A 25,521-nucleotide genomic window follows, 5' to 3' on the forward strand; every position below is an offset into this window, starting at 1 on the left:
GAGATTCCTTGTGGAAATGAAAAAGCTCATTGTCGCGCTACTTCTCGTGTTCGCATTTTCGGATTCCCAGCTTCGCGCTCAGACCAAGATCAACGAGCAGGCGACAGCTGACGTGAACGCTGTTACTGAGGTAGTGGCCAAAGAAGAGCGAGACAGCGTCGCTTGGTTTCTCGTCGATAGCGAAAGCAAGAAAGCCGCTGGGATGACGGTTCAGATGGTAATCGCCAAGAACGAGATCAACAAGATCCCTAACAAAGGCGGTGCCCACGACGCCCTCGTGAGGCTGTTAGGCACTCTTATGGCGCGAGAGACCGCCGCGCTCGATTCGCGAACATTCGCTTACGCAAGGCTCAAGGACTTTTCGACGAGAGACGGCAACGCCAAGAAGGCCCTCGAGGAAGCGACCAAGGCGGTCAAGTCCCGCCCCGCGGATCCCCTTGCCTCGAAGCTCAAGTGATCCGCGGCAGCGACCTTGTTTGGCATTAATCGGTTGGGATTTTTGCTGTCCTAGGGATTGGGAGCTTCCCCCAATCAACCTCAGTAACCTTTTGTCACCGCATCTGTCGATCGCCAGAAGACCATCGAGCCAGGGAGAAACGGACTTTCCGGGTCGTCGTCCCAGCCGATGAGATCATCCAGGCAAAGCAGTGCCACTGACCGGCTCCACTGATGAAGCTGCCAGTCTTGGGCGGTGCCCGGATCGTCACCTGTTAGCAGCCACGCCAACGCCGGCGACAGAACCCGGTAGCGGTGCGGAAACAACTTCCGCTTCCCTCTGTGGTCGTGTGAGAGGATTCGCACGATGTCACCGGGGCGGATCTCCGGCCGGGTGAAAAGCTCGGCCTTCCACAGGTCGAATTGTTCGGCTTCGTGTTTCATCGGAAGAAGGGGAAGCGGCCCGGGCCGGAGCCCGGGCCTAGGTGCCTCATTCAACGCTCACGGCCATGTCGAACCACGCGAAGCGCGTAGGAATGCCGTACGGATAGAGCCGCGCTCTGACGGCTCCGTAGGCGGTCGGGAACGGCTTGTGTTCCTCGGTGGCCACATAGCTGGCCCAGAAGATCGTCCCGCGGGTGTCGGGCGAAATTAGCTGGTGAACAACGTCGTCCAGGTGGATCTCGCACGAGCCCGCAACGAGGCCGTGGCGCTCAATGATGGCGGCGATAACAAGTTCCGAAGCGTCGGGAATGGGCATGATTTCAAGTGGTTGCTCCCGACCCACCAAGAGTCAGAAGATACCACTTTTCTGGCGAACGATAGTTCGCACGCTCGCGCCCACGGCCGCAGGGGCGCACGCCGTCAAAACGCAGCGCAGCGGAGTGATGCCTCGTTGTGTGTCTCGGCGCAGCATGACACACAACGACGGCTTGACGGCGGGCGACCCGGAGGCCGGGCGGGACGCCCGCTAGTCCAAGTGGAAAGGCGGGGGCGTTGGAGTCTGAACCGCCCTAGCGAATCGCCTGCTATTGCAGCCACCTCCGCGCTGTTGCGAAGCATCTGCGCCCTCTAACACTTTGTCCGCAGACTCCCGGAACGTGGGCCTTCGCAGCGCAGCGAGAATGAGCCCCGGCCGGTTGTCGAGGATCGCCCGCCCCTGCGATAGTGGCAGCCCCCCTGCCCTCCGGACTCGTTTCCCCACCCGTCAGCTGCACGGGTCACATGCTTGATTTTACGGCACTCGGTGGAATAATCACCGCGGAAAGGCGGGAGTTCGGAGGGTTCGTGTTAACTGCGGCTCTCCGCCCGCCTTTTCCTTTGCCCATGCGATGCCGATGCTGATTTGGCCGCTTATTGAGACGAAAAAGCGTCACCAGGACTCAGGAATGCCCGGTGACGCTGGGTGAATTTGGCGCAACGTACTGGAAATCAGAGGCACCCGTCTCAAGATGGACTTGTTACAACGGGGAAAAGAATGAATGGGGAGGTTCGACGGCATACGCGGGCGGGATGGAAGCTCGGATTCATTTCGACGGCTTGCTTTCGTCGGGTGGCTCAACTCGCTCGACTTTTGGAGCTTTGTCCGTGTCCGCCTGTGCAAGCCAGGTTCCCACGACTAGGCGCGGAAATGGGATCGACCAAAGCTTCCACTCATCCTGATCGCGGCGGAAAGTCAGAGACGCGGAATCGCTGAACTCGGACTGCTCGGAGTCCTTTGTGTAGACCAGAAATGCGTCGGGCCCGTCGTGGAGCACACCGTGGATGCGGATCGACTTCGCTGTGGGGATGGAAAACGCCTGAGGGCATGCCTTGAAGGCCTCCTCGATGATTCGGAGAACGAAAAGGTTATCCGCCAATGAGGGATCGACGTGCGAGGCGCGTGGGCGTTTCGCGAGTTCCTTCCGAAAATAGGTGGCCGTGTTCTTTATTGTCTCTGGGTGCATAGTGTCGACCAAGGACGGTGCGTCCAATTCGACGACCGCTTGCACCATCTGCTGAAACTTCGACTGGATGCTCCCGTCGTCGACCGGCCCTCCCAACGCGTGAGAAACAATGCAGAAGCCGATGACGAATTTCAGAAGTATCTTCATCTTGATCGAATGTCTTAGCCAGTCTCACGCCCCCCCTCAAGGCTCGTTTCAATTTGCCCGCCTGTTCGACAGCCTCCGCCCTTTCCTGTCTTCTGAATGTTCGGGTTTGCGGATTCTGCGTGCGATTGCCCGCCAATCTGCTAGGCTTTCCTCTAACGGCGCAGGATGTCCGAGCCCGGAGAGGTCGGAAGGTCTGGTTCCGGGTTGGCCTTTGTGGTGGCCACTCGATCCAACAGAGAAAGCGCCCAAAAAACTCCCCTTCCATCGCCGATTTGTGAGGCACTACGCGATTGCGGCATATGTCGAAGTTTCGGCCATGTTAGGGAAATCCCCTCAACTAATCATGAGTAAGCCTAAAGCACGCCGCCAAGCCCTGAATGCCCTTCACGCCTTCGAGCTCTTTTGCCGGGAACACTCCTTCGGTCTGCCGGTCTGGCTCGCGTCCGACTACCTGAACATGACGCCTCAAGGTGTGCACATGGCATCGGAACGTGGCTGGATCGCATACTTCCAGCATGGTCGGAATCGACTCTATTCCTACCGGGACGTGATTCGATACCGCTGGAAGTCGAGAAAGTTCAAAGACAACGCCCAGCCTGCCCCCTATCCAACCGGCGCACGATATGACTTTGAGCTGGTTCCCGAGACGGCGGCCGAGCCGACGCAGCCTGACGTCTTAGCCGCGCACAATGCTAAAATTCGAGCTTCCCTTGAGGACGCAGCGAAGGAGATTGCAGCCATGAACAAAGCGGGACTTCCGTGGCCTCGGCCGCGCATCTAACAGCCCCCTTTCAAGGTGAGTATTTGTCGTGCAACTCATTGACTGACTGCATGTAATGCGGAATTGAAAATGGCGCATTCATGCAGGTTAAAGAGATGCCGAAAAGGTAAAGCTCCCCGCCCGTGTTCCTCTGTTGTCATCCATCACCCGAGAATGTTGCCCTACCTCCAGGCTTTTGCTTACCTTCCTTGGGATGCCGTCATTCGCGTTTTGGAACATTAATCGAAAAGACCTGAATGCAGCGACCCGCTCTTTGGTCGAGGCTAAGAACCTAGACGTGCTTCTTCTGTGCGAGCCTGATGGCGATCCCGATGAGTTGATTGTGGGACTGAACGAATTGGATCAGGGGCTATACTATCGCGTGCCCGTTTTAGCGCCCCGCTTTCAAGTCTACACGAGACTCATGAATGAGTTCATTCGACCCCGATTTGACGGCCCTCGCTGCTCAGTTCTGACGATTTCCATCCCTGGTATTCCTCCCTTCAATTTGATGCTCATTCACGCCAATTGTGCCAATTACCATAGCGACCAGAACATCGCGCTTGAGCTGATCGAAATAGCAAAACAGCTACGACTGATTGAGTCGGAGGACGGCCACACCCGTTCCATCGTCGTCGGGGATTTCAACCAGAACCCCTATAGCACGGGCCTTTTGGCGGCAAATGGATTTCACGCGATAATGGATGCGGCTGAGGCGAGGAAGGGCTCGCGGATCGTTCAGCAAAAACCTTGGGACTACTTCTATAATCCGATGTGGAGTCTTATGGGCGACCGCAGCAAGGGGCCTCCGGGAACGCATTTTTATCGAGGCAATGGCTTGGTGGAACAACAATGGCATATGCTGGATCAGGTAATCGTTCGCCCCTCGCTTCTAGAGTTCTTCGACCTCGAAAAACTTGAAATTTTGACTGCGCTCGGCAAGCTCCCTCTCCTTACTGCGAGCAACCGTCCTCGTCGCTCCGATCTTTCTGATCATCTCCCGATCTATTTCGAACTCAATACCTGAAATGTCCGATCCTACGTCGTTTTGGCCCAGCTTTGAGCAGTTCACCCCCACCCGGTCACCCTCGGCAATTCTTCGGGAAATTGCTAACGACTTGCACAAAAGAACCGGGAACCTCGTCGGTGCTGCGGTCGTTCGCACAGACGCAGCCCAAGAGCGGTTCGGTTATAATTTAAATATCAAGGCTCCGGCCTTGGGTTCCTATACATTTTGGCTTCTCAACATCGAGCATCCACTCGAGATGTATCCCTTAGAAATCAGCGTGGACGAGAAGGTCGGAGTCGAACTCGGTTTCGGGATGGAAGGGTGGCGCCATTTCAAGGAAGTCGAAAACGAAGAGGGCTTTCTCAAGGCTTTGGGTCTGATTTTAGGAACCGTGAGGGTGCGACAAGTAGTGGGGGCTCTCATTACCCAAGCTAGGGATATGAAGGCGCCGGTATCATTTAATGATGATAGCGATGATATTCCCTTTTGAGTGGATAAGCGGAGACAGTCCCCGAATCGTAACGTTTCGATAAGCTCGGTCAGACCCGAAGCACCATTCAGGGGCTAGTAGCAGGTCTATCCATCTCTATCGCTGGCGCGACCTGTGCCTCGATCGTGCACAACCCACCCGCACAGCCCTTGTTCGCCGCAAGAACTGGAACGCGCCGGAGATCTGGAGCGGACAGAAAAGTCCGACGCAAACGAGCCAGCGAATAAGCCTCCCGGTTGTTCCACGGGAGCAGCGAAAGGATCCGGGCCAAAAGACAATAACCTAACAGCACCAGGGCCAGAGTTCCGACGGCTGGCAGCCAATAGAGCCACCGCATCTGCGGGACATAGCTAATCAGCAGCAGCGCCAAATACGCCGTCCGAAGCTGAACCGAAAATGCCGCGAAGCCACGGTCGCGCACCAGCAACACAATGCCTTGGCCCACGCCCACGGTCACCGCCATCGCGCCGATGAACGCCAGAGGGAAACCGGATAGCCCGACAAAGAGCAGCACCGTAGTCGCCGCCCATGCCCACCAAGTCCAGTCGGTGAGGTTGATGTAGAATAGCGGGCGCCCAGGTCCGTCCACAGCAACCGGAGCTGTCTCCACCGCTTCGTTAGGCTCGGTTTTCATCTTTCCGTCGGTCCTTTCGAGAAGACCGATGCTCCCCCATGAGCCCCTGATCGTCAACGCAAAGGGAGCGCGAAGGGGCCAGTCGCAGTCCTACCCCTCTTGACGCTATTCGCCAATACTGGTCGTTCATGACAACGTGTTCCGACCCAGCGAAGCGCTCCCAACGGGAGAAACTCATTCGAATAAATTTCGCGTCTTTTCGCGTTCTTTCGCGGTTGAAATTCTTCGTCCGTCTCCGGCCTGAAGCGGCTACGACTCCAAGCAAAACGAACGCCCGGGCCGGACGTCGAGCTACTCCAATAATTCCACTATATAGGCATTCGGGAATAGTAGAGCGCTCCCGGATTGAGGCTCAAGCAGCCCTCTTTCGGCCGCCACCCCACTGCGAAACTCCCGCACGCCGGCTTCCGCTTTTCCGCTCTCCTATACATACCGGAAAAGCGGAAAACTCCGCCCCCCTACTCCGGTTCAGCCGGGCTCGCCGTGCCATTCGGCAGATCCTCCTCCAGGCAAATGATCAGCTGCATCCCCTTCTCAACGCCCAGCGCCTTCAGCGAAATCATCCCATGCCTCGAGGGCCCGGCATAGACCAATTGGTAGTCCGCCTTGCAGCTCTTCGAATCGGTCGAGATCACCCGGCACCCCTTTCCTTCCAGCGCCTTGCGGATCGCTTCTGCTCCGGCGGCACCGGTATCGCTGCTCCAGTTGCTCGACCGATGCACCACCAAGCTACAGCCATACGGAACTCCCGGCGCGCTTCCCTTGGTGAATTCCTCCTCGATCTCGACCTTGCTCCAAGTGCTCTTCGCCAAATTCCGGATCACCCCATTCATCTCCACCGGCCACCCGCTGAAATCCGCGCTCACCGTCGGCGGCGGATTCCGCGTCCCAACCGCCACGGCACCGCAGGACGCCAAAATCACGGCCATGGCGATCGCCGTCCGTTTCCTCATGTCTCCAAATCCTGCGGCGTTCGGTGAACCATTACAGCCCAAATTACTCCGCTAATTCCGCCCTAGAGGCATACCGAATTAGCGGAGTGCTTCCCAGCGACTCACCAAGACTTCACCTCATCGTTCCCGCCGAGTTTCCCATCGGCACCCAGACTCCAAACAATGACGTTCTTCTGGCGCACGATTCCACCGGGCTTGGTCGGATCCGCGATTTCGTTATCGAGATCGTTGTCGAACTCCAGGTTCAGCGGATGACCCCAGGCATCGAACATCCCTTCCACCTGATTGCCGGAGTAGACCAAGCCACCCTTGTTCTTGTTATCGGCGATCTTGGTCGTGAGGAAAACAATGCCCTTCGGATTCTGCATCGTGCCACTCGGGTCTTCCTTGCCCAGCAGGATGGTCAAGAGCTCCGCTCCAGCCTTCCCATCAGCCGTCATCTGGTCCTGATCGCCCACGCTCGGGAAATGATTGTAGGTATCGCGATACGCATTCAGCGCCATGTCCAGGTCACGCACGCAAGTCAGGGACACCAGCTCTCTCGACCGCTTGTTGACCAACGAAATGGCAGTGAGGCTCAGCGCCGCCAGCACCATGATGATGGACATCACCACGAGCAACTCGATGAGCGTGAAACCGGAACGGGACCTAGGATGGAAATGGGTTTTCATAGATCTATAACTCCAATCTCTGCCAATAAAGCAGCATCTCGGCTCAGTGGCAATGCGCGAAAACAAGCCAAGGATCGATCACCCCTATTCCGACCGCCGCGCTCACCCCTTATCGCGCCGGGGTCCCGCAACGGACCATCCGCTCGGCGAAATCCTTGAGGCAATCCTCCCGCCAGCGGCTGACCGTCTTCGCACCCTGCTGGTCCCCTTCCCTCAATCCCGGATCCGGATCATCGGTCCACCAATGGGGATAGTCCGGCGACGGCTTCTGCCCGACCGCGGGCAGCACCGAGGCAAAGCTCCCAGTCCTGCCATCCAGACCCGGATGATTGCTAGCGATCCGATAGCTCCATTTCCGCGCCGACTTCGGCGAAAACAGGAAATGCCAAGCGCCATCGCCACCCGGAAAGCCGCTGAATTCCTGGTCATCCACCACCAGCCGGGCGCTGGCATCAGTCGGCGCGCTTCCCTCCGGCCGATACCCCAGATCGACGATCGAATACGTCTCCACCGTATCCGCCTCAGTCGGAGCACTCGTAAAAGTCATGCGCTTCCGGTCCCAAGAGCGAACAAAGCTGCCACCCCAAGATCCCGATTCCGCCGCCGGATTCTCCGGCCTAGCTCCGGGTCCCAGCAGATACGTCAGCGAAGGCGTGTCCCCCATTTTGATCTCCGGGGAGATGGTCGCGAAGTAATCCCCGAGCGCACCGCGGCCTTTGACATGAGCGGTCACGAACTCGCGATTGCCCAGATCGCCCGCCTGATTCCCGCCGCGAAAGAAGCCCATATAGGTCGAGTTCGCCTCGATGATCCACAGATCCCGATGCTCCCGGGCAATGTAGTCATAGGCCGTAGTCGACCACTTCTTGTTAGGCCCGCCGATCCAGTAAATCCGCAGCTTCTGCTTGATCGAGGGGTCATCGTGAAGGGCCTGCGCGAGATCATCGATGCCACCCCAAACCAGCAGCCACAGCGGCCGCGGATCATCGCGGCGGGCGCATTGGAGGATCCAGTCCGAGCCTTCCGTCCGTTCACCCCAGCCACGCAGATCCGCGGAATCCGTGCCACCCTGTTTGGTCACGGCCCGCAGCTGGTCCGGCTTCGGATAGTCGTCCGAATAGCTCTTCAGGTTCGAAAAGTCCTTCGCGTAGATATCAATGAGCTTCAGCAGGTTCTCCTTCCGGTTCCGCGCCGCACCCCACGGCGACGCGATCAGTCCCTCCAGATCAATCCGGTCCGCATAGACCAGCAGGTGGACCAGCGACTGGAAGTCATCGAAATCCGTCCCGCCGATGTCGGTCGAAACGATCACCCGCGGGCGAACCTCGGCGGACACCGACAAAGTCATGGCCGGAATCACCAAAACGGCCAGGAAGAAGAGGGCGAGAACTCTGCGGAATCCCATGGACCTGAACCTTTGACCGGCCGCGGGACCACCACAATCGCGTCCGGCGACATTCGTATCGTGAAAAGTGCACCATCCCGCGCATCTCTCATCCCTGCCCGATGATACCTTCGTGCCTCAGGTCGCTTGTCCCTTGCGCGGCCGGACACGGTCGCTAAGGTCGGCCAACTTCGCCGCATGAATGATTCCCCCACTTCCACCGACTACGATGTCGTCATCTTCGGCGGCGCGTTTTCGGGGTCGGCGCTGGCGCTGCTGCTGAAGCGCGCTCGCCCGGAAACCCGGGTCCTCATCGTCGAGAAATCGGAAGCCTTTGACCGCAAGGTCGGCGAATCCACCTCCGAGGTCGCCGGCTGCTTCATCACCCGGGTACTCGGGCTGGCGCACTACCTTTCCTGCCATCATTTCCAGAAGCACGGCCTGCGGATGTGGTTCACCACCCCGGAGAACGATTGCCCGAACTCCTGCTCGGAAATCGGGCCGAATTCCCAAGCCCGCTTTCCCACCTACCAGCTCGACCGCGCACTTCTGGACCAGCACATGCTGGAACAGGCCCAGAAGGAAGGCTGCGACCTGCTCCGCCCGGCCTCCATCAAGTCCTTCGAACTGAATGGCGCGGGCAAGAACACCGTCGTCCTGAAGCACAATGGCGAGACCCGCACCATCACCGCCGGCTGGGTCGCGGACTGCTCGGGAAAAGCAGCGCTCATCGCCCGCCAGCGCGGCCTCTGGCGGAAGCTTGAAGATCACCCGGTGCATTCCATGTGGGTGCGCTATACCAACGTCCTCACGCTGGATTCCCACGAGGCCAGGACGAAGGCACCCAGCTTCAAGAACGGCCCATCGGTCGGCCGCGCCAGCGCGACCAATCACCTGATGGGCCGCGGCTGGTGGTCCTGGATCATCCCGCTCTCAAATGGCGACTTTTCCGCCGGTGTGACCTGGGACGAGCGGCTTTTCACGCCGCCGTCAGAGGGCCCGGTCGGCGAGCGCGTGAAGCAGCACCTGCTGACGCACCCCATCGGCAAGCTGATGTTCGCGGATGCCGTGCCGGTCGAAAACGACGCCCGGATTTACAAGCATCTCCCCTACTATTCCACCGAGGTCTGCGGCGATGGCTGGATCCTCGCCGGCGATGCCGCGGGATTCATGGACCCGCTCTATTCCCAGGGTCTCGATTACTGCGCACACTCCACCTATTGCGCGCACAACATCATCCTCAAGTCCCTGCGCGGCGAATGCGTGAAGATGGCATTGGCCACTCACAATGAGATCTATCCGCAGTCTTACCAGAGATGGTATCACGGCCTCTACCGGAACAAGTATCAATATCTCGGCGACGCGGACCTGATGCATGCCGCATTCCTCATGGATATCGCCGCCTATTTCATCGGCCCGGTGCGGGCAGTGTATTGGGATGCCGACCGCGAATACTCGACCATGCCCTACAATGGCCTCGGAGGCGCGATCTTCGCGCGGCTGATGCGCTTCTACAACCGGCGGCTGGAAACGATTGCCCGCAAGCGCCTGATGGCAGGCACCTACGGCAAGAATAACCTGAAGCACCGCCACCTGATCCGCGTCCCCTTCGAGCCGAACCTGAAGGCGGTCCGGCACATGCTGGGCGGCATGAAGGTGTGGCTGAAGCTGGAGGCGGAGACCATGTTCACCCAGCCGATCCCGGCCCTGCCTGACCCAATGGAAAAGGCCGCGGCCAGCCGGGTCGCGGAGGCGTCCTGACGGAGCATTTCGGTAGCGGAAGGGCTGCGCCCTTCCGGCGGGCGGGCGTGGAAGACAAATCGCCGCTTGGATTCGGGGACGGGCCGAACCCAACCGGAACGACGCAGTCGGTTCCGCTACGAAATCCCATTGTCATCTCTGGCTCATTCCCGCCTGAAATCCCAGACAGATCCCCTTCCCGGCGGAATTCCTTGGTGGAACTTCCGGTTGGAATTTTCATCGCGCCTTCACGCGAAATTCCGATACACCCTCAAGCATCCGAATCGTTAGAACGATCTTATCCCATGGAATACGCCTCCGAGACCGAAGTCACCACCGCCGGAAAGCACGTGCGCTCCCTATCCGCGGCGCTCAATCAGGTGCTATTCGGCCAAGAAGAACTCGTTGATCTGGTGCTGACTGGCGTTCTGGCCCGGGGACATATCCTGCTGGAAGGTCTGCCGGGACTCGGCAAGACCGAACTCGTGAAGGGCCTCTCGAAATCCCTCCGGCTCGGCACCAAGCGCGTCCAGTTTACCCCGGATTTGCTCCCGGGTGACATCACCGGCAACCCGGTGCTGCAGGAAGTCGACGGCCGCCGCGCCTTCGTCTTCCAGCCGGGGCCGCTGTTCACGAACATCGTGCTCGCGGACGAAATCAACCGCGCCTCCCCGAAGACCCAGTCGGCGCTGCTGGAAGCCATGCAGGAGCGCCGGGTGACCGTCCTCGGCGAGACCCACGAGCTGCCCAAGCCCTTCTTCGTCCTGGCGACCCAGAACCCGATCGAACTGGAAGGCACCTACCCGCTGCCGGAAGCCCAGCTCGACCGCTTCCTTTTCAAGCTCGAGGTCACCCGCAACAACGTCGAGACCCTTGAGCGGATCGTGAACCAGCGCGAACTCGGCACCGAGCCGACGGTTGAGCCAATCATGGATGCTTCGACGCTGGATGAAGTGCTGAATTTGGTACGCCGCATCTATCTCCCGGACGTGGTCGCAAATTACATCGCCCGTCTGGTCGATGGCACTCATCCGGGCCAGAGCTCCGCCGCCCGCGGCATCCGCTACGGCGCCAGCCCGCGTGCTGCCCTCTCGCTGGCCTCCGCAGCCAAGGCCCGCGCACTGATGAATGAACGGACCAATGCCTCCTTCGAGGACGTGCGCTTCGTCGCCCCGTCGGTGCTGCGCCACCGCATCGTGCTGGAATACAATGCGCGGGTCGAAGGACTGACGAACAACGACATCGTCCGCGCCCTGATCGAGGAGGTGCCGTTCCAGGGCGGCGCGACCCCGCGGACGCTCAAGACCGCCTGACCCGCGGCTGCTCCACCCCAGCCGTTCCATCTCCCAAAGCAGCCGGAACACCTCATCTCCCTGCCCTTCCCTTCATGCTCAAGCGCCTGCTTTTCCTGCTGGTCTCCCTCGTCGCTCCGCTGGGGGCGCAGGAGATGCTCTTCAGCCATGTGCCCGACCCGAAGACCAAGACCAAGGTCGACGCGGTGGCACTCTTCAATCGTCCCGCTCCCGGCGGATTCCTGCCGGTCCGGATCACGGTGAATAATACCTCCGAACAGGAGGGGAAAATCAACATCTCCACCACTTCCGAGGATGGCTACGGTGACCGGGGCAGCGAGATCACCTCGTCCTTTGACCTGACGATTCCGGCGGAGCGGAATAGCGTCCACGATATTCTGGTGCCATGCGCCACGCTGCTGAACTTCGGCTCCGGCGGCTTCGTCAGCGTGGATGTCCGTCTCTCCGGTTCCTACGGCAGCGCGTCGGGAAAGCTGAACGCGAACTATGACGACAGTCAGTCGGCAGTCTTGCTGAGCGAACCTCTCTACACGCCGAACGGATCGATGCTGGATAGCCATCTCTCGAGCTCCGGCAGCAGCGTCCACTATCGCGGAGGTTCTCAAACTTTCGCGGGTCGATTCGACGCGCGCTCGCTGCCGGAGGACTGGCGGGCTTACTCCGGATATGACGGCATCGCGATGACCGACACCGACTGGGGAAATGCCACCCCGGGTGCCCGCACGGCCATCCTCCGCTGGAATCGCCTCGGTGGCGAGCTGGTCATCTACACGCTGTCCGGATCCTCGGATCTGGCGACCCTGGGAATCTCCACGGAGGGCAAGGGCACACGAACCGCCGACCGCAGCTTCGGCCGGGTGACACTCATCCCTCTGGGCCGCGACTTGAAACTTGATGCACCGGCGACAGTGGAGCGCTTTCAGGACCACGCGCGCCTTGCACCCTTGAACCATTCCATCCGGAACGACTTCAGCGCAGCTTGGCAGACCAAGGCCGACTTCGGCGAGCAGCGCTACAACTACGGCCTCTTCGTCCTGATCTTGGTCGCATTCGGCGTGCTCGTCGGACCGGTGAACCTGTTCGTTTTCGCGAAGTCCGGCCGTCGCCACCGGCTGTTCATCACCACGCCCCTGATCGCCTTGGGCACCAGCGTGCTACTGATCGCGCTGATCATCCTGATCGATGGCTTCGGCGGTCGCGGCATGCGCACCGTCCTGATGGAAGTGCGCCCGGACGATGGGGAGAACTCCGCCTACCTTCTGCAGGAACAAGTCAGCCGCACCGGTGTGCTCCTCGGCGGTGGATTCACCGTGAACGAGCCCGCCGTTCTCACCAGCGTCCCGCTCGCCAGCGGCCAATGGTCCCGCCTGACCAATGACAACGACGGTGGCGGCATGCGTTACGAGGAGAAATTCGAAGACGGCAAGATGCAGGTGGAGGGTGACTGGTTCCAGAGCCGCTCCGAGCAGGGCCACTTCATGAGGGCCATCGTGCCGACCCGCGGACGGATTGAGGCCCGCGCGGAAAGCGGCACCCCATCCTTCCTCTCCACCTTCGATTTCCCCATCGAGACGCTCTACTATCACGACAACTCCGACGGCTGGTGGAAGGCGGAAAACGTCGTCCCCGGCAAGGCCTTCACTTGTGTCGCCGCATCGCCCGCAGAAGTGGAGGGATTCGTCAACGATGCCTCCAAGCGCCTCGCCGAGCGAACCCGCGGGGTGCTGGCCGTGAACGGGAAAGGCAGGGTCGACCGGGAATTCAAATCGCTCCACGAGCGGGAAGGCCACTTCATCGCGGTCTCCAACAAGGCACCTGCGATCGACACCCTGAAGGGCATCAACTGGATCGAAACGCGCACCTACATCACCGGACCCATCGTGAAGCCATGAGCGAAGCAGCCATCAAAGTCCACAATCTCTACCGCTACTTCGGACAGCTGAAGGCGGTGAATGGCATTTCGTTCGAGATCCCGCATGGCTCGGTGTGCGGCTTCGTCGGCGCGAACGGCGCTGGCAAGACGACCACCATGCGCATCCTCGCCTCGCTCGATTACCCGACCATGGGCACCGCGGAGATCTGCGGGATCAATGTGGTCCATCACCCGGACGAAGTGCGCAAGTTGATCGGCTGGATGCCGGATCATTTCGGCAACTATGAGCACATGACCGTCGTCGAGTATCTCGACTTCTACGCCCGTGCCTTCGGTTACCGCGGGAAGGAGCGGAAATCCCGCGTGCAGGAGGTGATGGAATTCACTGACCTCATTCCCCTCGCCGACCGCTTCTCGAACAAGCTCTCGAAAGGCATGACCCAGCGCCTCTGCCTCGGCCGCGCGCTGCTTCATGACCCGCAGATCCTGATCATGGACGAGCCGGCCGCCGGACTCGACCCGAAGGCCCGTGTCGAACTCAAGCACCTGATCCGGGTGCTGGCCCAGGAAGGAAAGACCATCTTCATCTCTTCCCACATTCTCTCGGAGCTGGGTGAGATGTGCGATTCGCTGCTCTTCGTGAATGGTGGCCGCATCGTTCACCATGGCGACGCCGAGACCCTGAAGCAGGGCACCGACTCCGCCGGCGGCATGCTCTACGATGTGCAGGTGCTCGGCGATCCGCAGGCCGTCTCCGACTGGTGCGTGATCAATCCGCACGTCAAGTTCCTGGAGAGCCGCAAGGCCGGCGCGCGCATCCGCATCGAGGCCAGCGAACCGGAGCGCGCCGCGGAGGTCCTCGCCCGCATGGTCAAGGACGGCCTCAAGGTAACCGAATTCCACAAGGAACAGCGCAATCTCGAGGACGCCTTCATCGACATGCTCGGCCGCATCGACCGCGGCGAAGGAGCCCTGCCGACCGCGCCGAAGTCCGAGCTACCCGCCTTCACTCCGCCCGAACCGTCGAACAATTGATGAGCGTCAGCGCCGCCAATCCTGTCGTCCCGCCGCCCGCTGTCACGCCGCCTCCGGTGGCCGGCCAGCTCGATGAGTTCAGCGACAAGCTTTCACCGATGCTGGTCAAGGAGCTCCGCCAGGGACTGCGGGGTAAGACCTTCGTCATCCTCTTCCTCGCCCTGCAAGGCCTGCTCGGCATCGTGCTGCTGTCGGCGATCGGTGCGAGTTCCGATGGCGACTCCGGGCCGGCGGTGAGCAAGGTGATCTTCTTCTTCTTCGCCCTCGCCGCTCTCGTCGCCCAGCCACTGCGCGGCATCGGAGCCCTGCACCATGAGATCAAGGGGAACACCATCGACCTGATGGTGCTCACCCGCCTCGGATCATGGCGCATCGTCCTTGGGAAATGGGTGGCCATCGTCAGCCAGACCGGACTGCTGCTGATGGCGATCGTGCCATACTTGATCCTGCGTTACTTTTTCGGGCGCATGGATCTGTTTGCCGAGCTCTTGTTGCTCGGGTTGGTCTTTGCCGGGTCGGCCATCTTCACGGCTATCACGGTCGGCCTCTCGGCGCTTCCTTCCATCCTCGTCCGCGGATTGATGCCGCTCGCCCTCGCCGTTTTCATTGGTTTCAGCATTCCGTCGATCACCTTCAGCCACGAGCTGAATGGTTTGATCCGCATCTGCACCTTGCAGGACAAGGCGGAAGCTTGGGGACTCTTCAGCACGCTCGCCGTCGGCATCTATATCGGCTGGATGGCATTGGCGATGGGTGCCTCGATCATTGCGCCCCAGGCGGAAAACCACAGCACCTCGCGGCGCTTGGTCGCGCTTGGCATGATCGCCCTGCTGGGAGTGATCGGTTGGATTGCCGGGACCTCGCGCGACGTGATGGCAGTGATGCTGATCATGGTCGGCGTGCCAGCGGTGGCGCTCGCCCTGACCGAGCCGTTGGAATTGCTGCCGCCCATCTGCCGGCCCTTCCTGCGGTTTGGCAACTTGGGGAAAGTTGCCGGCCGCATCCTGTATCCCGGCTGGGCTTCCGGCGTCCTCTTCACCGGTCTCCTGATGACCGGCACCATCCTCGTCTACCTCTCGCGCCCCAATACGGACATCAATCCCAATCTCCCGATCGTGAAGCTGCTGATGACGCTTGGCACCCTGCTGCTGCCAGCGCTGATCATCCGGGTCCTCGCTTCGCGTGCGCGAAGTCCGCTCGGAGTCTACATTCTGATCGGAGTTCTCCTTTGCGCCGCGGCCATCGCGCTGGTCCTGATCATGACGGAAACCGACAACGACGGGTATGTCTGGTTCTTCTCGTGGATTCCTCCCGTGCAGATGGTCGTGGTGGATTTCCTTTATCGCAATCACCCCTCGTCCACCACCATAGCAGACCTGAGTGGCCTGGTTCAGGTCGGCGTCATCACTTGCTCGGCCTATTTCGTCCTGCTCCTGTTCTTTGCCCTGAAGAACTTCTCCGCCATCCGCGAGGTCGAGCAAGAAGCCGAAGGCCACGCTCCGAAGCCAACGTCATGACCGCCGAAGAACTCACCCGCTGCCACGCCCGGGCGCTCGCCGCCGCGGCTCGCCTGAGGTTGCCGCTGCGATCACGCGTGTGGAAGGGCCAGGCTGGCGAATTCCAAGGCGCCGGCGTCGGTTCGTCCCTCGATTTCCAGGACCACCGGACCTACGTCCCCGGCGACGACCCGCGCCACATCAACTGGCAAGCCTACGCCCGCACTGGCCAGTACACCATGAAGCTCTACCGCGAGGAAGTCCGCCCCGTCGTCGACGTGGTGCTGGATGCCTCGGAGTCGATGTTCTTCGACCCGCAGAAGGCGGAGCGCGTGGCAGAGCTGTTTTGTTTCGCCGTCGAATCCGCGCGTCGCTCGGGTGCAAATACCGCCGTCTTCCTCGTCCGTGGCGACGCGGTGCGCCCTCTGGCACCTGAAAGCATCTCCCTCCATCGCTGGCTCGATGAAGCACGCGCGATGAAAGCCGCCGATCCCGCGCTGGCGCCGGATCTTTCGCGCATCCCCTTTCATGGCAATGCGATCCGGGTCATGGTCTCGGACCTCCTGTTCCCTGGTGACCCGGAACACGCCGTGCGCATGCTGGCCGCCCGCCAAGGCAGCCCGATCTTCCTCATCCCCTTCCTGCAAAGCGAGGCCGCCCCGGACTGGACCGGCAACTACGAGTTCATCGATGCCGAGCGCAAGTCGCGCCACCAGCATCGCATCGAGCCCTCCGTGCTGAAGCGCTACAAGGAGAGCTACGCGAACCACTTCTCGATGTGGAAGACGGCCTGCCGCCGCCACCAGTGCCGCATGGCCCGCGTCGCCTGCGAGCCCGACTTGCAGACCTCGCTCTTCGCCGAGGCACTGCCGAGCGGAGCATTGGAGACGGCAAATTGACGCTTCACTCACCACCTTTCACCTGACCCTTGCTCACTCTCACCAACCCAGCCGGCCTCTGGGCGCTCCTCGGGATTCCCGCGGTGCTGGCGATCCATTTCCTCCAGCGCCAGGCGGTCATCATCCCGGTCTCGACGCTGTTCCTGTTAGAGAAAACCCAGCGCGAGTCGGCGAGCGGCCGGCGCATGGACCGGCTGATGAATTCGGTACCGCTGTGGATGCAGCTTCTCGGCGTGCTCCTGCTGACATGGCTGCTGGCGGAGCCGCGCTACCAAAAGGCGCGCAGCACCCAGCGCGTCGCGATCGTGCTCGATTCATCGGCCTCGATGGCCGTCTTCAAGGACAAGCTGAAGGAGAAGATCGTCGCCTCCCTGCCCGACCTGCAAGGACACGCGACTGCGCTGGAGCTGACCGTTCTGGAAAGCACGCCGGGCCGGCCGAAGCTGTTCGCCGGGGACAACAAGGATGACCTCGCCAAGGCGCTCGATGCCTGGCAACCGCGCGCCGGCCTGACCGATCCCGCGCAGGCCCTGCGACTCGCGCGCTCGCTCGTCGCGCGTGAAGGCATCGTCGTTTACGCCACGGACACCCCGATCGACTCGCCGCCTTTCGACGCCCGCCTGCTCTCGCTCGGCGAGCCCATCGACAATGTCGGCTTCACCGGCGTGAGCATCGGCGAAAAGGAAGGCGCGAAGGTCTTCCAAGCCCTCGTCCGCAACTACTCCGCCCACGCGAATTCCCGCACCTGGCAAGTCGAGCTGCCCGATGGCACCCGCACCGAGCCACGCCAGATCGATCTGGAGCCGAATGCCATCGTCACCCTTCAGGCCGCCTTTCCGGAAAAGGCCGAGCGCCTGAAGCTCGTGCTTTCTCCGGACAAGTTCACGCTCGATGACGTGCTGCCGATCGTGGTTCCGCAGCCGAAGAAGCTCGCGCTCTTCGCCTCCACCGGCGGGGCCTACGATGAGCTGACCAAGAAACTGCTCCGCTCTCTGGAAGCCACCGAGTCGGTCAATGACACCGCCACCGCCGACCTCACCATCCTTTCCTACGATCCGCTCGATCCCGTGCTACCCGCGGGTCACGCCATCGTCTTCGTCAAGGACGAGACCAAAGGCGGAGCCTACCTGAAGGGCGGCATCGTTGCGGAAAAGCATCCGCTGATCGATGCGCTCAACTGGCAATCCCTGCTGGTTCGCGAGACGATCCAGCTCCAGCGCCGCCAGAGCGACACGGTGCTGCTGTGGCAAGGCGAGCGCCCGCTGATTTTCCTCCGCGAAACGCCGGCCACCCCGGAGACGCCGGCTTCCCGCCAGCTCTGTTTCAATTTCGACCTGCGCCTCTCGAACGCTTCCACCCTGCCAGCCTTCATCGTGATGCTCCATCGCTTCGCCGAGGAACTTCGCGAGGCGAAGATCGCGCCGATGACGCAGCTCTTGGAAAGCGGCCAGCCGCTGACACTCGCTGCCAAAACCGGGCACGAGGCACCAGCCCTCTCGATCCAAACCCTCGGCCTCGACGGCAAGGTGGTGAAAACCGACACGCTGCCCGCAGCAGCCCGCGTGAAGATCGATGCTCCGCTCGAAGCCGGCTTCATCAAGGTACGCCAGGGCGACACCGACTTGCTCACCGCCAGCGTCCACTTCGCCGATACCCGCGAGGCCGATTTCAGCGCGTGCAAGCCCGAGAACACCCTCGACCAAGGGAGCGCCGCCGCTGTGGAGCGCCACACCGATGAAGATCACTGGTGGCGCGCATGGTTCCTCTTGCTGCTCGCCGCGCTGCTGGTTTCGTGGCATTTCACTCGCGAGCGCGAAGCTGCGAAAAAGCGCGCCACCGAACCCCAACCCGCCTGACCGCCATGAAATCCCGCCACCTGCTTTTCACGGTCCTGCCGCTGTTCTTCACCGCCTGCACCACCACCACCGCCTTCCGTCACAAGAACGGCTCGCTGACGGTATCGCAGCGGGGCATGAATGCCGCTCCATCCACCTACTGGATCACCGGGGCGAATTCCGGACGCATCACCACCGCCAGCGACCTCACCGTCTTCCGCAAGTTTCCCGGCAAGTCGATGCCCGCCGTGCCGCTGAAATGCGATGGCTTCGTCGATGCCACCAAGAAGAAGGTCGAAATCCGGCTCGTTGAAAAACAGGGCGGCAATCTTTCCCAGGCTTGGGTCAACGGCAGCCACAAGGTCGTCGAAGAAGGCGCTCCGAAGCCGTTTTACCACTGGCTCATTCCATGACTTTCGGCTCTCCAGAATGGTTCCTCCTGATTCCGGCCTTCCTCTTCATCGGCTGGTTCTGGAAGTCACTGCGCCTGTGGTCTCCCCTACGGCTGCTGCTCGTGCTGCTCGCGGCGTTCGGCCTCGCCGATCCCAAGATCAACGTGCAGGAGGATGCGCTCGACCTGTTTGTCCTATTGGACCGGTCCGACTCCACCGAGGACCTCGTCGACAAGAACCTGGCCGAGTGGAAGCGCCTCATTGAAGACGGCAAGCCAAGCCACCGCGACAAGGCCTACTATTTCAACTATGGCGCCGAGGTGGCGGACACCGAGCTCGATGACGTGAGCTTCACCGGCTCCCGCAAGCTGACCCGCACCGGCCTGGCGCTCTCGCACGTCACCGCCCTGACCAAGGAGAATCGCCCTTCTCGCGTCCTCGTCTTTACCGATGGCTTTGCCACCGAGCCCCTGCATGAAGCTGCCGAGCAACTTGAGGCACGCGGCATCCCGGTGGATTTCCGCCTGATTCGTGAAGAGACGCTCGATGACTTCCGCGTCTCACGCCTGGAACTGCCGGAGCGTGTGCAAGCCGGCGAGCCCTTCCTGCTCGCGGCGACTGTGCGCGGCTCTTCCGACACCGATGTAAACCTGATCCTCCGCCGTGGTGATCAGACGCTGACCGAGACCAAGGTCAAACTGGTCAATGGCGTGGGCCGTGCCGAGTTCACCGATCGCATCTCCCGCTCTGGAGCTTTCCAATATGAAGCGGAAGTCGTGGTCGGCAGCGATTCGCCATTCAAGGACGCGCATCCCGGCAACAACAAGGCGTCACGCTGGATCGAAATCGCGGGCGGACCGCGCGTCCTGCTCGCCACCAAATATACCGATGACCCGGTGGCCAAGGTGCTCTCGTCACTCGACTTCACCGTGGATGTCGTGACGAACCCCGCGGACCTGAAGCCGGGCCGCCTGACCGGCGCACGCGCCGTGATCTTCAACAATATTCCCGCCTTCGAGGTGCCGGTGGAGTTCCTCGAAGCGCTCGATTTCTTCGTGCGCGAGCAAGCCGGCGGCTTCCTCATGGCGGGCGGCAAGCAGTCCTTCGGCTCGGGCGGCTACTTCAAGTCCCCCATCGATGCACTGCTGCCCGTTTCGATGGAGCTCAAGACCGAGCACCGCAAGCTCGCCGTGGCACTCGCGATCGTCCTCGACCGCTCGGGCTCGATGTCGGTCGAAGTGGGCGGCGGCATGGCCAAGATGGACCTCGCCAATAATGGCGCGGCGGATGCCATCGGGCTGTTAGGCCCCATGGACCAGGTCACCGTGCTCGCCGTCGACAGTGCCCCGGAGACCATCATCCCCCTGACGGATGTGAGGGGCAACGTGGGCAAGCTGCAGGCCCGCGCACGCAGCGTGAAATCCACCGGCGGCGGCATCTACGTCTACGAAGGTCTCAAGGGAGCTTGGGACGAACTCAAGAAATCAAAGGCCGGCACCCGCCACGTCATCCTCTTCTCCGACGCCTGCGACTCCGAGGAGCCGGGCGACTACAAGCGCCTTTTGGCCACGATGAAGAAGGAAGGCTGTACCGTCTCCGTCATCGGCATGGGCCACAAGACGGACGTCGATGCCAAGCTGCTGGAAGACATCGCCAAGCTCGGCGACGGCCGGATCTTCTTCGCCGACCGGCCGATGGACATCCCGAAGATCTTCGCGCAGGAGACCGTGACCATCGCCCGCTCCGCCTTCATCGAGGATCCCGTCGGCGCACTGCCGACCGGCCGCTGGGCGGAGGTTTCGCCGAAGCCGCTTGAGTGGCTGCCGGAGGTGGATGGCTACAATCTCTCCTATCTCCGCGAAGACGCGACCCACTCGCTGGTCAGCAAGGACGAGTATGTCGCCCCGCTCGTCGCTCAAGCTCGCCGCGGCCTCGGCCGGAGTGCCGCCGTGTCCTTCCCGCTCGGCGGCGAGTTCTCGCAGCGGATCCGCGATTGGAAGGGCTACGGCGATTTTGTCCAGACGATGACCCGCTGGCTGATGGGCATGGACCTCCCGCCGGGAATCGGCCTCAAGCACCGGCTTGATGGCACACGCCTGACGCTCGATCTGCTCTACGATCCCGAGCAGTGGTCGCAGAAACTCTCCCTCATGCCGCCGAAGCTCCGTCTGCTGGAGACCGGCCCGGGTGAAGCGCCTTATGATGTCCCGTGGAAGCGCATCGCACCGGGTCACTTCTCGGTGACGAAAGATCTGGATGAAGGATCGATCGTCCGCGGTGCGATCCAAGTCGGCGAGCATGCCCTGCCCTTCGGACCGGTCACGGTCGGCTCGTCCGTCGAGTGGGCCTTCGAGCCCGAGCGCCTCGCCGACCTGCGAACCGTGTCGGCGCAAACCGGTGGCCGCGAGCTGCTCAATTTGGAAGACGCCTGGTTGCGTCCGCCGAACCGACAGGATGTTTCCCTGCGCATCTGGATCGCCTTGGCGATGCTTGTCTTTCTCGTGACCGAAGCGCTGATGACCCGCACTGGTTGGAAGCTGCCGCTGCCATCGATGCCGAACTTCGCCCCGCGCGAAAAAGTAGCGAAGCCCATCAAGGTCAAGGCACCCAAGCCCGAGCCGGTGTTCGCAAAGAAGGAAGACGACAAGCCGGTCGTCACTGCGGAAACGACGGAAGAAGACAGCTCTGAGCGCCGTTCGCGCTACCAGCGGGCCAAGGATCGGAAGTAACTCATGCGCATCCTGATCTACGCCATGGGCAGCGCGGGGGACGTGCATCCCTTCGTCGGTGTCGGAAAGGCCCTGCAAGCGCGCGGACACGAGGTCATCGTCGCGACCAGCGCGTTCTTCGAGAGCGTGGTCACCCGTGCCGGGCTCCGCTTCCGGGCGATGGGCACGGTTGAGGATTTCGAGCGCATCCAGGGAAACCCGCACCTCTGGCATCCGACCAAGGCGCTGCCCTCGATCATCGAACATGCGGTGAATCCGAGCTACGAGCCGATCCTGGAAGTCGCTCGCGAACTGAATATCCCGGGCGAGACCATCATCCTCGCAAGTTCGCTGGCATGGGCGACGATGTCGGTTCGCGAGCTGTTAGACGTGCCGGTGGTGAGCATCCATCTCGCGCCGTCGCTGTTCGTCAGCGTGCATCGCCAGCCGGTGATGCACGGCGCGCCGGTTCCCCAGGGAGCGCCGGTTTGGATGAAGAAGATCCAGTGGGCGATCGCGGAAAAGGTCGTTGATCGCCACGTCCTTCCGGAGCTGAACCGCTTCCGCGCCCGCCACGGGCTAGCTCCCACGCGCGGCGTCCTCCGCGGCTGGCACTCGCCGGACCGGGTGATCGCGTTGTTTCCCGAGTGGTATGCCGCGCCGCAGCCGGATTGGCCGGAGCAGGTGATTCAGACCGGATTCCCCTTGTTCGACGAAAGCGAGCAACGCGAGGTGCCGCAGGAACTGGAGGACTTTCTCAACGACGGCGAGCCACCCGTGGTCTTCACACCCGGAAGCGCGATGGACCGGGGGCATGAGTTCTTCGATGAAGCGGTGAAAGCGATGAAGCTGCTCGGCAAGCGCGCCGTCCTGATCAGCCGCTTCGACGATACCATCCCGGCCGATCTGCCCAAGGGCGTGCGCCATTTCTCCTACGTCCCCTTCAGCCAGGTGCTGCCACGAGCCGCAGCCATGGTCTATCACGGCGGCATCGGCACCTGCGCCCAGACGCTCCGGGCCGGGATTCCCCATCTCCTGATGCCCATGGCCCACGACCAGCTCGATAACCTGAGCCGCGTCCACGACCTCGGCACCGGTGACGGGCTCCCGCCGAAGCGCTTCAAGGCGAAGCAGATTGCCGCCACTCTGGACCGCCTTCTCCACGATCCGGCGGTGAAACGGCGGGCCGAAGAGGTAGCCAAGCGCTTCGATCCCGCGGGCTGGATGACCCGGACCTGCGACCTGATCGAGGAAATGAAGCCGTGAAACCGCTCTTGGCGCGGGGCTCCGGCTGCCTACAGTCCCGCGCATGTCATCAAGTTTCGGCCACGCTTTCCGCATTCACACCTTCGGAGAATCGCACGGTGGCGGCGTGGGCGTGATCATCGATGGCGTGCCGCCCCGCGTTCCGCTCACCCTGGAGGACATCCAGCACGAGCTCGATCGCCGGCGCCCGGGCCAGAGTGAAATCGTAACGCCCCGCAAGGAGGCCGACAAGGCCGAGATCCTTTCCGGCCTGATCGACGGCCAAACGCTGGGCACCCCGATCGCCGTGGTGGTCCGCAATGAGGACCAGCGCCCCGGCGCCTACGACGAGATGGCGGTGAAATACCGGCCTTCCCACGCCGACTACACCTACGATGCCAAATTCGGCATCCGCGCCCTTTCCGGCGGCGGCCGGGCTTCCGCCCGCGAAACCATCGGCCGCGTCGCCGGTGCCGCCGTGGCGAAGAAGGTGCTGGATCACCTCTGCCCCGGTATCGAGGTGCTGGCCTGGGTGAAGTCGATCCACGATCTCAATGCGACCGTCGATCCCCTCTCCGTCACCGCCGAGCAGATCGAGGGCAATATCGTCCGCACCGGCGATCCGGCGATGGTCGAGCCCATGATCGAGCGCATCAAGGAAGTGCGCGGCGAAGGCAACTCCGTCGGCGGCGTGGTCGAGTGCGTGATCCGCGGCTGCCCGCCGGGACTCGGTGAGCCGGTTTTCGACAAGCTCGAGGCCGAATTGGCCAAGGCCATGCTCTCTCTGCCCGCCACCAAAGGCTTCGAAATCGGCTCCGGCTTCGCGGGCACCCTGCTCACGGGCAAGGAGCACAATGACCCCTTCCGCATGGTCGAGGGCAAGGTCCGCACCACCAGCAATCGCTCCGGCGGCATTCAGGGCGGCATTTCCAATGGCGAGAACATCGTCTTCCGCGTGGCCTTCAAGCCCACCGCCACCATCATGACCTCGCAGGAAACCGTCACCAATACCGGCGAGAATACCGAACTCGCCGGCCGCGGCCGCCACGATGCCTGCGTGCTCCCGCGCGCCGTGCCGATGGTGGAAGCGATGGCCGTTCTAGTCGTATGCGATCACCTGCTCCGTCAGCGCGGCCAGGTCGGTGGGTTCCCTGCTCCGGACGCGTGAAGGAACTTCTCGCAGCACTCGATTTGGAGACGATCCCGCAGCTCAGCCTCGGGACCGCCGCACTGTTGATTTTCGGAGCCTGTGCCGTGCTCGCGGTGCTGCGTGGCCTGCTGCGGATCTTCGCCGGTTCGCTGGTGGTATTCCTCAGTGGCTTCGCCGCGTATCTGACGTGGCGGCATGCCCCCGCGGTCGAGATTCCCGGCGGACCGTGGATCGCCCCGGTGATTGCCGGTGCCGTGGTGTTCTTCATCTTGCGCGCCGTGCTGCACTTCGCCGTGCGTCCCTTTGGCAAGAAGAACGAGGAATCGGAAGAGACTTCCAAACGTTCACCGAAGCGCTGGATCATCACGTCCTTGCTCAGCCTGCTTCCCACCTCATTGCTGTGGTTCACCGGTGCAACCGCGCTACGGAATATCGGTTCGGTCGCGGAGATCAGGCGCTTCGTCGAAGGCGACCATGCCACCACCCCACCCTTGGCCTTCGTCGCGAAGCTGAAGGAAACCATCAATCACGCGCTGCCTGAAGGCTTGTTCCAAGGCATCGATCCCCTCGCAGACGAAGCCCGGGTAACACTCGCCAAGCTCATCGCCCTCGGCGACAGCGGCCCTCCACCGAAGGCGATCCCGGTGATGGAAGAGCCTGAGATCAAAGCGCTGATCCAGCAGGATCCGAAGCTTCGCGAACTGGCGAAGCAAAAGCGCTACGCCGACATCCTGCGTGATCCGCGGCTGGATCACGTGATGGCGAATCCGGATCTGAAGAAGATGCTGGCGGACCTACGACTCTAACAGGCGGCCGCTCCCAGCAAACGCTACTGAGCCTCCGTCTTCAGCACTCCCACGTAAGGCAGGTTCCGGTAGCGCCCTTGGTAATCGAGGCCATAACCCACCACAAACTCATCCGCGATCAGGAAGCCGACGTAATCCGCCGCGATGTTCTCCGCATGCGGCTTGTCCTTCGACAGCAGCACGCCGGTCTTCACCTCGGAGGCACCATCCTGATAGAGCCGGTCCACCACGGCCTTCAGCGTCCGGCCGGTATCGAGAATGTCATCCAGCACCAGCACCTTGCGGTCCTTCACGTCGGGCAGCTTGTGATCCAGGAAGCTCACCACGCCGCTGCTCTCGGTGCCACCGTGATAGCTGGCGACATTGATGCACTCCATCTCCAGCATCCGCGGCACCCGGCGCAGCAGGTCGGCAGCGAAGACGAGCGCACCCTTCATGAGCACCACGACCACCAGCACCTCGCCCGGGAAGTCCTTGCGAATCTCCAGCGCCATCACATCGAGCCGCTTGTGAATCACCTGCTCGTCCACCAATACGCGCTCGATGTCGTCTTCCATGGCCACAAGCATCCGCATTCCTGGCGGCCTCTATCAAGCGCTC

24 protein-coding genes are annotated in these 25,521 nt (G+C 61.7%); 16 read left to right on the top strand and 8 right to left on the bottom strand.

Going from position 1 to position 25,521, the window contains the following annotated elements; genetic code table 11:
- The first annotated feature begins 16 nt into the window (after positions 1 to 16).
- Positions 17 to 457 (top strand): hypothetical protein, encoded by a 441-nt coding sequence (locus WKV53_RS07840; RefSeq protein WP_341403946.1) that lies wholly within the window; start codon positions 17 to 19, stop codon positions 455 to 457.
- 80 nt (positions 458 to 537) lie between these two features.
- On the opposite strand, the gene WKV53_RS07845 is transcribed toward WKV53_RS07840, so the two are convergent.
- The 3 genes from WKV53_RS07845 to WKV53_RS07855 all read right to left on the bottom strand — a co-directional run bounded on the left by WKV53_RS07845 (position 538) and on the right by WKV53_RS07855 (position 2,528).
- Positions 538 to 879 carry a hypothetical protein gene (locus WKV53_RS07845; protein WP_341403948.1) on the bottom strand — a complete coding sequence of 114 codons (342 nt, stop codon included), beginning with the start codon at positions 877 to 879 and terminating at the stop codon, positions 538 to 540.
- Between the two features lie 46 nt (positions 880 to 925).
- On the bottom strand, positions 926 to 1,195 hold the full coding sequence (locus tag WKV53_RS07850) for a hypothetical protein (protein ID WP_341403950.1): 270 nt from the start codon (positions 1,193 to 1,195) through the stop codon (positions 926 to 928).
- 766 nt (positions 1,196 to 1,961) lie between these two features.
- On the bottom strand, positions 1,962 to 2,528 hold the full coding sequence (locus WKV53_RS07855) for a hypothetical protein (protein WP_341403952.1): 567 nt from the start codon (positions 2,526 to 2,528) through the stop codon (positions 1,962 to 1,964).
- A 343-nt stretch (positions 2,529 to 2,871) separates the two neighbouring features.
- Between WKV53_RS07855 and WKV53_RS07860 the strand changes: the two genes are divergently transcribed.
- The 3 genes from WKV53_RS07860 to WKV53_RS07870 all read left to right on the top strand — a co-directional run bounded on the left by WKV53_RS07860 (position 2,872) and on the right by WKV53_RS07870 (position 4,787).
- A complete protein-coding gene (locus WKV53_RS07860) occupies positions 2,872 to 3,309 on the top strand; it encodes a hypothetical protein (protein ID WP_341403955.1) in 438 nt (145 codons plus the stop codon).
- A gap of 193 nt (positions 3,310 to 3,502) precedes the next feature.
- Positions 3,503 to 4,315 (top strand): hypothetical protein, encoded by an 813-nt coding sequence (locus tag WKV53_RS07865; RefSeq protein ID WP_341403957.1) that lies wholly within the window; start codon positions 3,503 to 3,505, stop codon positions 4,313 to 4,315.
- A 1-nt stretch (position 4,316) separates the two neighbouring features.
- Positions 4,317 to 4,787, top strand: coding sequence for a hypothetical protein (locus WKV53_RS07870; protein WP_341403959.1), 471 nt, complete (start codon positions 4,317 to 4,319; stop codon positions 4,785 to 4,787).
- Between the two features lie 67 nt (positions 4,788 to 4,854).
- Here WKV53_RS07870 and WKV53_RS07875 read toward each other — a convergent pair whose 3' ends face one another.
- From WKV53_RS07875 to WKV53_RS07890, 4 genes are all read right to left on the bottom strand, one after another.
- Positions 4,855 to 5,421, bottom strand: a complete 567-nt coding sequence (locus tag WKV53_RS07875; protein ID WP_341403961.1) for a hypothetical protein — start codon at positions 5,419 to 5,421, stop codon at positions 4,855 to 4,857.
- A 458-nt stretch (positions 5,422 to 5,879) separates the two neighbouring features.
- Positions 5,880 to 6,374, bottom strand: a complete 495-nt coding sequence (locus WKV53_RS07880; protein WP_341403963.1) for a hypothetical protein — start codon at positions 6,372 to 6,374, stop codon at positions 5,880 to 5,882.
- 101 nt (positions 6,375 to 6,475) lie between these two features.
- Positions 6,476 to 7,045: a prepilin-type N-terminal cleavage/methylation domain-containing protein gene (locus WKV53_RS07885; protein WP_341403965.1), complete on the bottom strand. Its 570-nt coding sequence runs from the start codon at positions 7,043 to 7,045 to the stop codon at positions 6,476 to 6,478.
- Positions 7,046 to 7,154: 109 nt separating this feature from the next.
- Complete coding sequence (locus WKV53_RS07890; protein WP_341403967.1) at positions 7,155 to 8,450, bottom strand: nucleoside hydrolase-like domain-containing protein; 1,296 nt, start codon at positions 8,448 to 8,450, stop codon at positions 7,155 to 7,157.
- Positions 8,451 to 8,627: 177 nt separating this feature from the next.
- Between WKV53_RS07890 and WKV53_RS07895 the strand changes: the two genes are divergently transcribed.
- From WKV53_RS07895 to WKV53_RS07950, 12 genes are all read left to right on the top strand, one after another.
- Positions 8,628 to 10,190: an NAD(P)/FAD-dependent oxidoreductase gene (locus tag WKV53_RS07895; protein WP_341403968.1), complete on the top strand. Its 1,563-nt coding sequence runs from the start codon at positions 8,628 to 8,630 to the stop codon at positions 10,188 to 10,190.
- Between the two features lie 284 nt (positions 10,191 to 10,474).
- Entirely contained in the window at positions 10,475 to 11,482 is a 1,008-nt protein-coding gene (locus WKV53_RS07900; RefSeq protein WP_341403970.1) for an AAA family ATPase, read from the top strand.
- 74 nt (positions 11,483 to 11,556) lie between these two features.
- Positions 11,557 to 13,374 (top strand): hypothetical protein, encoded by a 1,818-nt coding sequence (locus WKV53_RS07905; RefSeq protein WP_341403972.1) that lies wholly within the window; start codon positions 11,557 to 11,559, stop codon positions 13,372 to 13,374.
- Positions 13,371 to 14,390: an ABC transporter ATP-binding protein gene (locus WKV53_RS07910; RefSeq protein ID WP_341403974.1), complete on the top strand. Its 1,020-nt coding sequence runs from the start codon at positions 13,371 to 13,373 to the stop codon at positions 14,388 to 14,390. The genes WKV53_RS07905 and WKV53_RS07910 overlap by 4 nt, the downstream gene beginning before the upstream one ends.
- Complete coding sequence (locus WKV53_RS07915; RefSeq protein WP_341403976.1) at positions 14,390 to 15,907, top strand: ABC transporter permease; 1,518 nt, start codon at positions 14,390 to 14,392, stop codon at positions 15,905 to 15,907. Before WKV53_RS07910 ends, WKV53_RS07915 begins: the two co-directional genes overlap by 1 nt.
- Positions 15,904 to 16,785, top strand: a complete 882-nt coding sequence (locus WKV53_RS07920) for a DUF58 domain-containing protein (RefSeq protein ID WP_341403978.1) — start codon at positions 15,904 to 15,906, stop codon at positions 16,783 to 16,785. The genes WKV53_RS07915 and WKV53_RS07920 overlap by 4 nt, the downstream gene beginning before the upstream one ends.
- 29 nt (positions 16,786 to 16,814) lie before the next feature.
- Positions 16,815 to 18,641, top strand: a complete 1,827-nt coding sequence (locus tag WKV53_RS07925) for a DUF7407 domain-containing protein (protein WP_341403980.1) — start codon at positions 16,815 to 16,817, stop codon at positions 18,639 to 18,641.
- A gap of 5 nt (positions 18,642 to 18,646) precedes the next feature.
- A complete protein-coding gene (locus tag WKV53_RS07930) occupies positions 18,647 to 19,033 on the top strand; it encodes a hypothetical protein (RefSeq protein ID WP_341403982.1) in 387 nt (128 codons plus the stop codon).
- The gene (locus tag WKV53_RS07935; protein WP_341403984.1) at positions 19,030 to 21,741 is read left to right on the top strand and encodes a VWA domain-containing protein; all 2,712 of its coding nucleotides are present in this window, start codon (positions 19,030 to 19,032) and stop codon (positions 21,739 to 21,741) included. Before WKV53_RS07930 ends, WKV53_RS07935 begins: the two co-directional genes overlap by 4 nt.
- A gap of 3 nt (positions 21,742 to 21,744) precedes the next feature.
- The gene (locus WKV53_RS07940; RefSeq protein WP_341403986.1) at positions 21,745 to 22,986 is read left to right on the top strand and encodes a glycosyltransferase; all 1,242 of its coding nucleotides are present in this window, start codon (positions 21,745 to 21,747) and stop codon (positions 22,984 to 22,986) included.
- 43 nt (positions 22,987 to 23,029) lie between these two features.
- Positions 23,030 to 24,133, top strand: coding sequence for a chorismate synthase (aroC, locus tag WKV53_RS07945; protein WP_341403988.1), 1,104 nt, complete (start codon positions 23,030 to 23,032; stop codon positions 24,131 to 24,133).
- Positions 24,130 to 24,921 (top strand): CvpA family protein, encoded by a 792-nt coding sequence (locus WKV53_RS07950; protein WP_341403990.1) that lies wholly within the window; start codon positions 24,130 to 24,132, stop codon positions 24,919 to 24,921. The genes aroC and WKV53_RS07950 overlap by 4 nt, the downstream gene beginning before the upstream one ends.
- Before the next feature lie 23 nt (positions 24,922 to 24,944).
- Here WKV53_RS07950 and hpt read toward each other — a convergent pair whose 3' ends face one another.
- Positions 24,945 to 25,478, bottom strand: coding sequence for a hypoxanthine phosphoribosyltransferase (gene hpt / locus WKV53_RS07955; RefSeq protein WP_341403992.1), 534 nt, complete (start codon positions 25,476 to 25,478; stop codon positions 24,945 to 24,947).
- Between the last annotated feature and the right edge of the window lie 43 nt (positions 25,479 to 25,521).

This window comes from Luteolibacter sp. Y139 (assembly GCF_038066715.1).
Classification (GTDB): Bacteria; Verrucomicrobiota; Verrucomicrobiia; order Verrucomicrobiales; family Akkermansiaceae; genus Haloferula; species Haloferula soli.

What these genes read in the sequence shown, in the direction of transcription:
- WKV53_RS07840 (WP_341403946.1), top strand. Translation starts at nt 17, where the DNA reads ATGAAAAAGCTCATTGTCGCGCTACTTCTCGTGTTCGCATTTTCGGAT.
- WKV53_RS07845 (WP_341403948.1), bottom strand. Translation starts at nt 879, where the DNA reads ATGAAACACGAAGCCGAACAATTCGACCTGTGGAAGGCCGAGCTTTTC.
- WKV53_RS07850 (WP_341403950.1), bottom strand. Translation starts at nt 1,195, where the DNA reads ATGCCCATTCCCGACGCTTCGGAACTTGTTATCGCCGCCATCATTGAG.
- WKV53_RS07855 (WP_341403952.1), bottom strand. Translation starts at nt 2,528, where the DNA reads ATGAAGATACTTCTGAAATTCGTCATCGGCTTCTGCATTGTTTCTCAC.
- WKV53_RS07860 (WP_341403955.1), top strand. Translation starts at nt 2,872, where the DNA reads ATGAGTAAGCCTAAAGCACGCCGCCAAGCCCTGAATGCCCTTCACGCC.
- WKV53_RS07865 (WP_341403957.1), top strand. Translation starts at nt 3,503, where the DNA reads ATGCCGTCATTCGCGTTTTGGAACATTAATCGAAAAGACCTGAATGCA.
- WKV53_RS07870 (WP_341403959.1), top strand. Translation starts at nt 4,317, where the DNA reads ATGTCCGATCCTACGTCGTTTTGGCCCAGCTTTGAGCAGTTCACCCCC.
- WKV53_RS07875 (WP_341403961.1), bottom strand. Translation starts at nt 5,421, where the DNA reads ATGAAAACCGAGCCTAACGAAGCGGTGGAGACAGCTCCGGTTGCTGTG.
- WKV53_RS07880 (WP_341403963.1), bottom strand. Translation starts at nt 6,374, where the DNA reads ATGAGGAAACGGACGGCGATCGCCATGGCCGTGATTTTGGCGTCCTGC.
- WKV53_RS07885 (WP_341403965.1), bottom strand. Translation starts at nt 7,045, where the DNA reads ATGAAAACCCATTTCCATCCTAGGTCCCGTTCCGGTTTCACGCTCATC.
- WKV53_RS07890 (WP_341403967.1), bottom strand. Translation starts at nt 8,450, where the DNA reads ATGGGATTCCGCAGAGTTCTCGCCCTCTTCTTCCTGGCCGTTTTGGTG.
- WKV53_RS07895 (WP_341403968.1), top strand. Translation starts at nt 8,628, where the DNA reads ATGAATGATTCCCCCACTTCCACCGACTACGATGTCGTCATCTTCGGC.
- WKV53_RS07900 (WP_341403970.1), top strand. Translation starts at nt 10,475, where the DNA reads ATGGAATACGCCTCCGAGACCGAAGTCACCACCGCCGGAAAGCACGTG.
- WKV53_RS07905 (WP_341403972.1), top strand. Translation starts at nt 11,557, where the DNA reads ATGCTCAAGCGCCTGCTTTTCCTGCTGGTCTCCCTCGTCGCTCCGCTG.
- WKV53_RS07910 (WP_341403974.1), top strand. Translation starts at nt 13,371, where the DNA reads ATGAGCGAAGCAGCCATCAAAGTCCACAATCTCTACCGCTACTTCGGA.
- WKV53_RS07915 (WP_341403976.1), top strand. Translation starts at nt 14,390, where the DNA reads ATGAGCGTCAGCGCCGCCAATCCTGTCGTCCCGCCGCCCGCTGTCACG.
- WKV53_RS07920 (WP_341403978.1), top strand. Translation starts at nt 15,904, where the DNA reads ATGACCGCCGAAGAACTCACCCGCTGCCACGCCCGGGCGCTCGCCGCC.
- WKV53_RS07930 (WP_341403982.1), top strand. Translation starts at nt 18,647, where the DNA reads ATGAAATCCCGCCACCTGCTTTTCACGGTCCTGCCGCTGTTCTTCACC.
- WKV53_RS07935 (WP_341403984.1), top strand. Translation starts at nt 19,030, where the DNA reads ATGACTTTCGGCTCTCCAGAATGGTTCCTCCTGATTCCGGCCTTCCTC.
- WKV53_RS07940 (WP_341403986.1), top strand. Translation starts at nt 21,745, where the DNA reads ATGCGCATCCTGATCTACGCCATGGGCAGCGCGGGGGACGTGCATCCC.
- aroC (WP_341403988.1), top strand. Translation starts at nt 23,030, where the DNA reads ATGTCATCAAGTTTCGGCCACGCTTTCCGCATTCACACCTTCGGAGAA.
- hpt (WP_341403992.1), bottom strand. Translation starts at nt 25,478, where the DNA reads ATGGAAGACGACATCGAGCGCGTATTGGTGGACGAGCAGGTGATTCAC.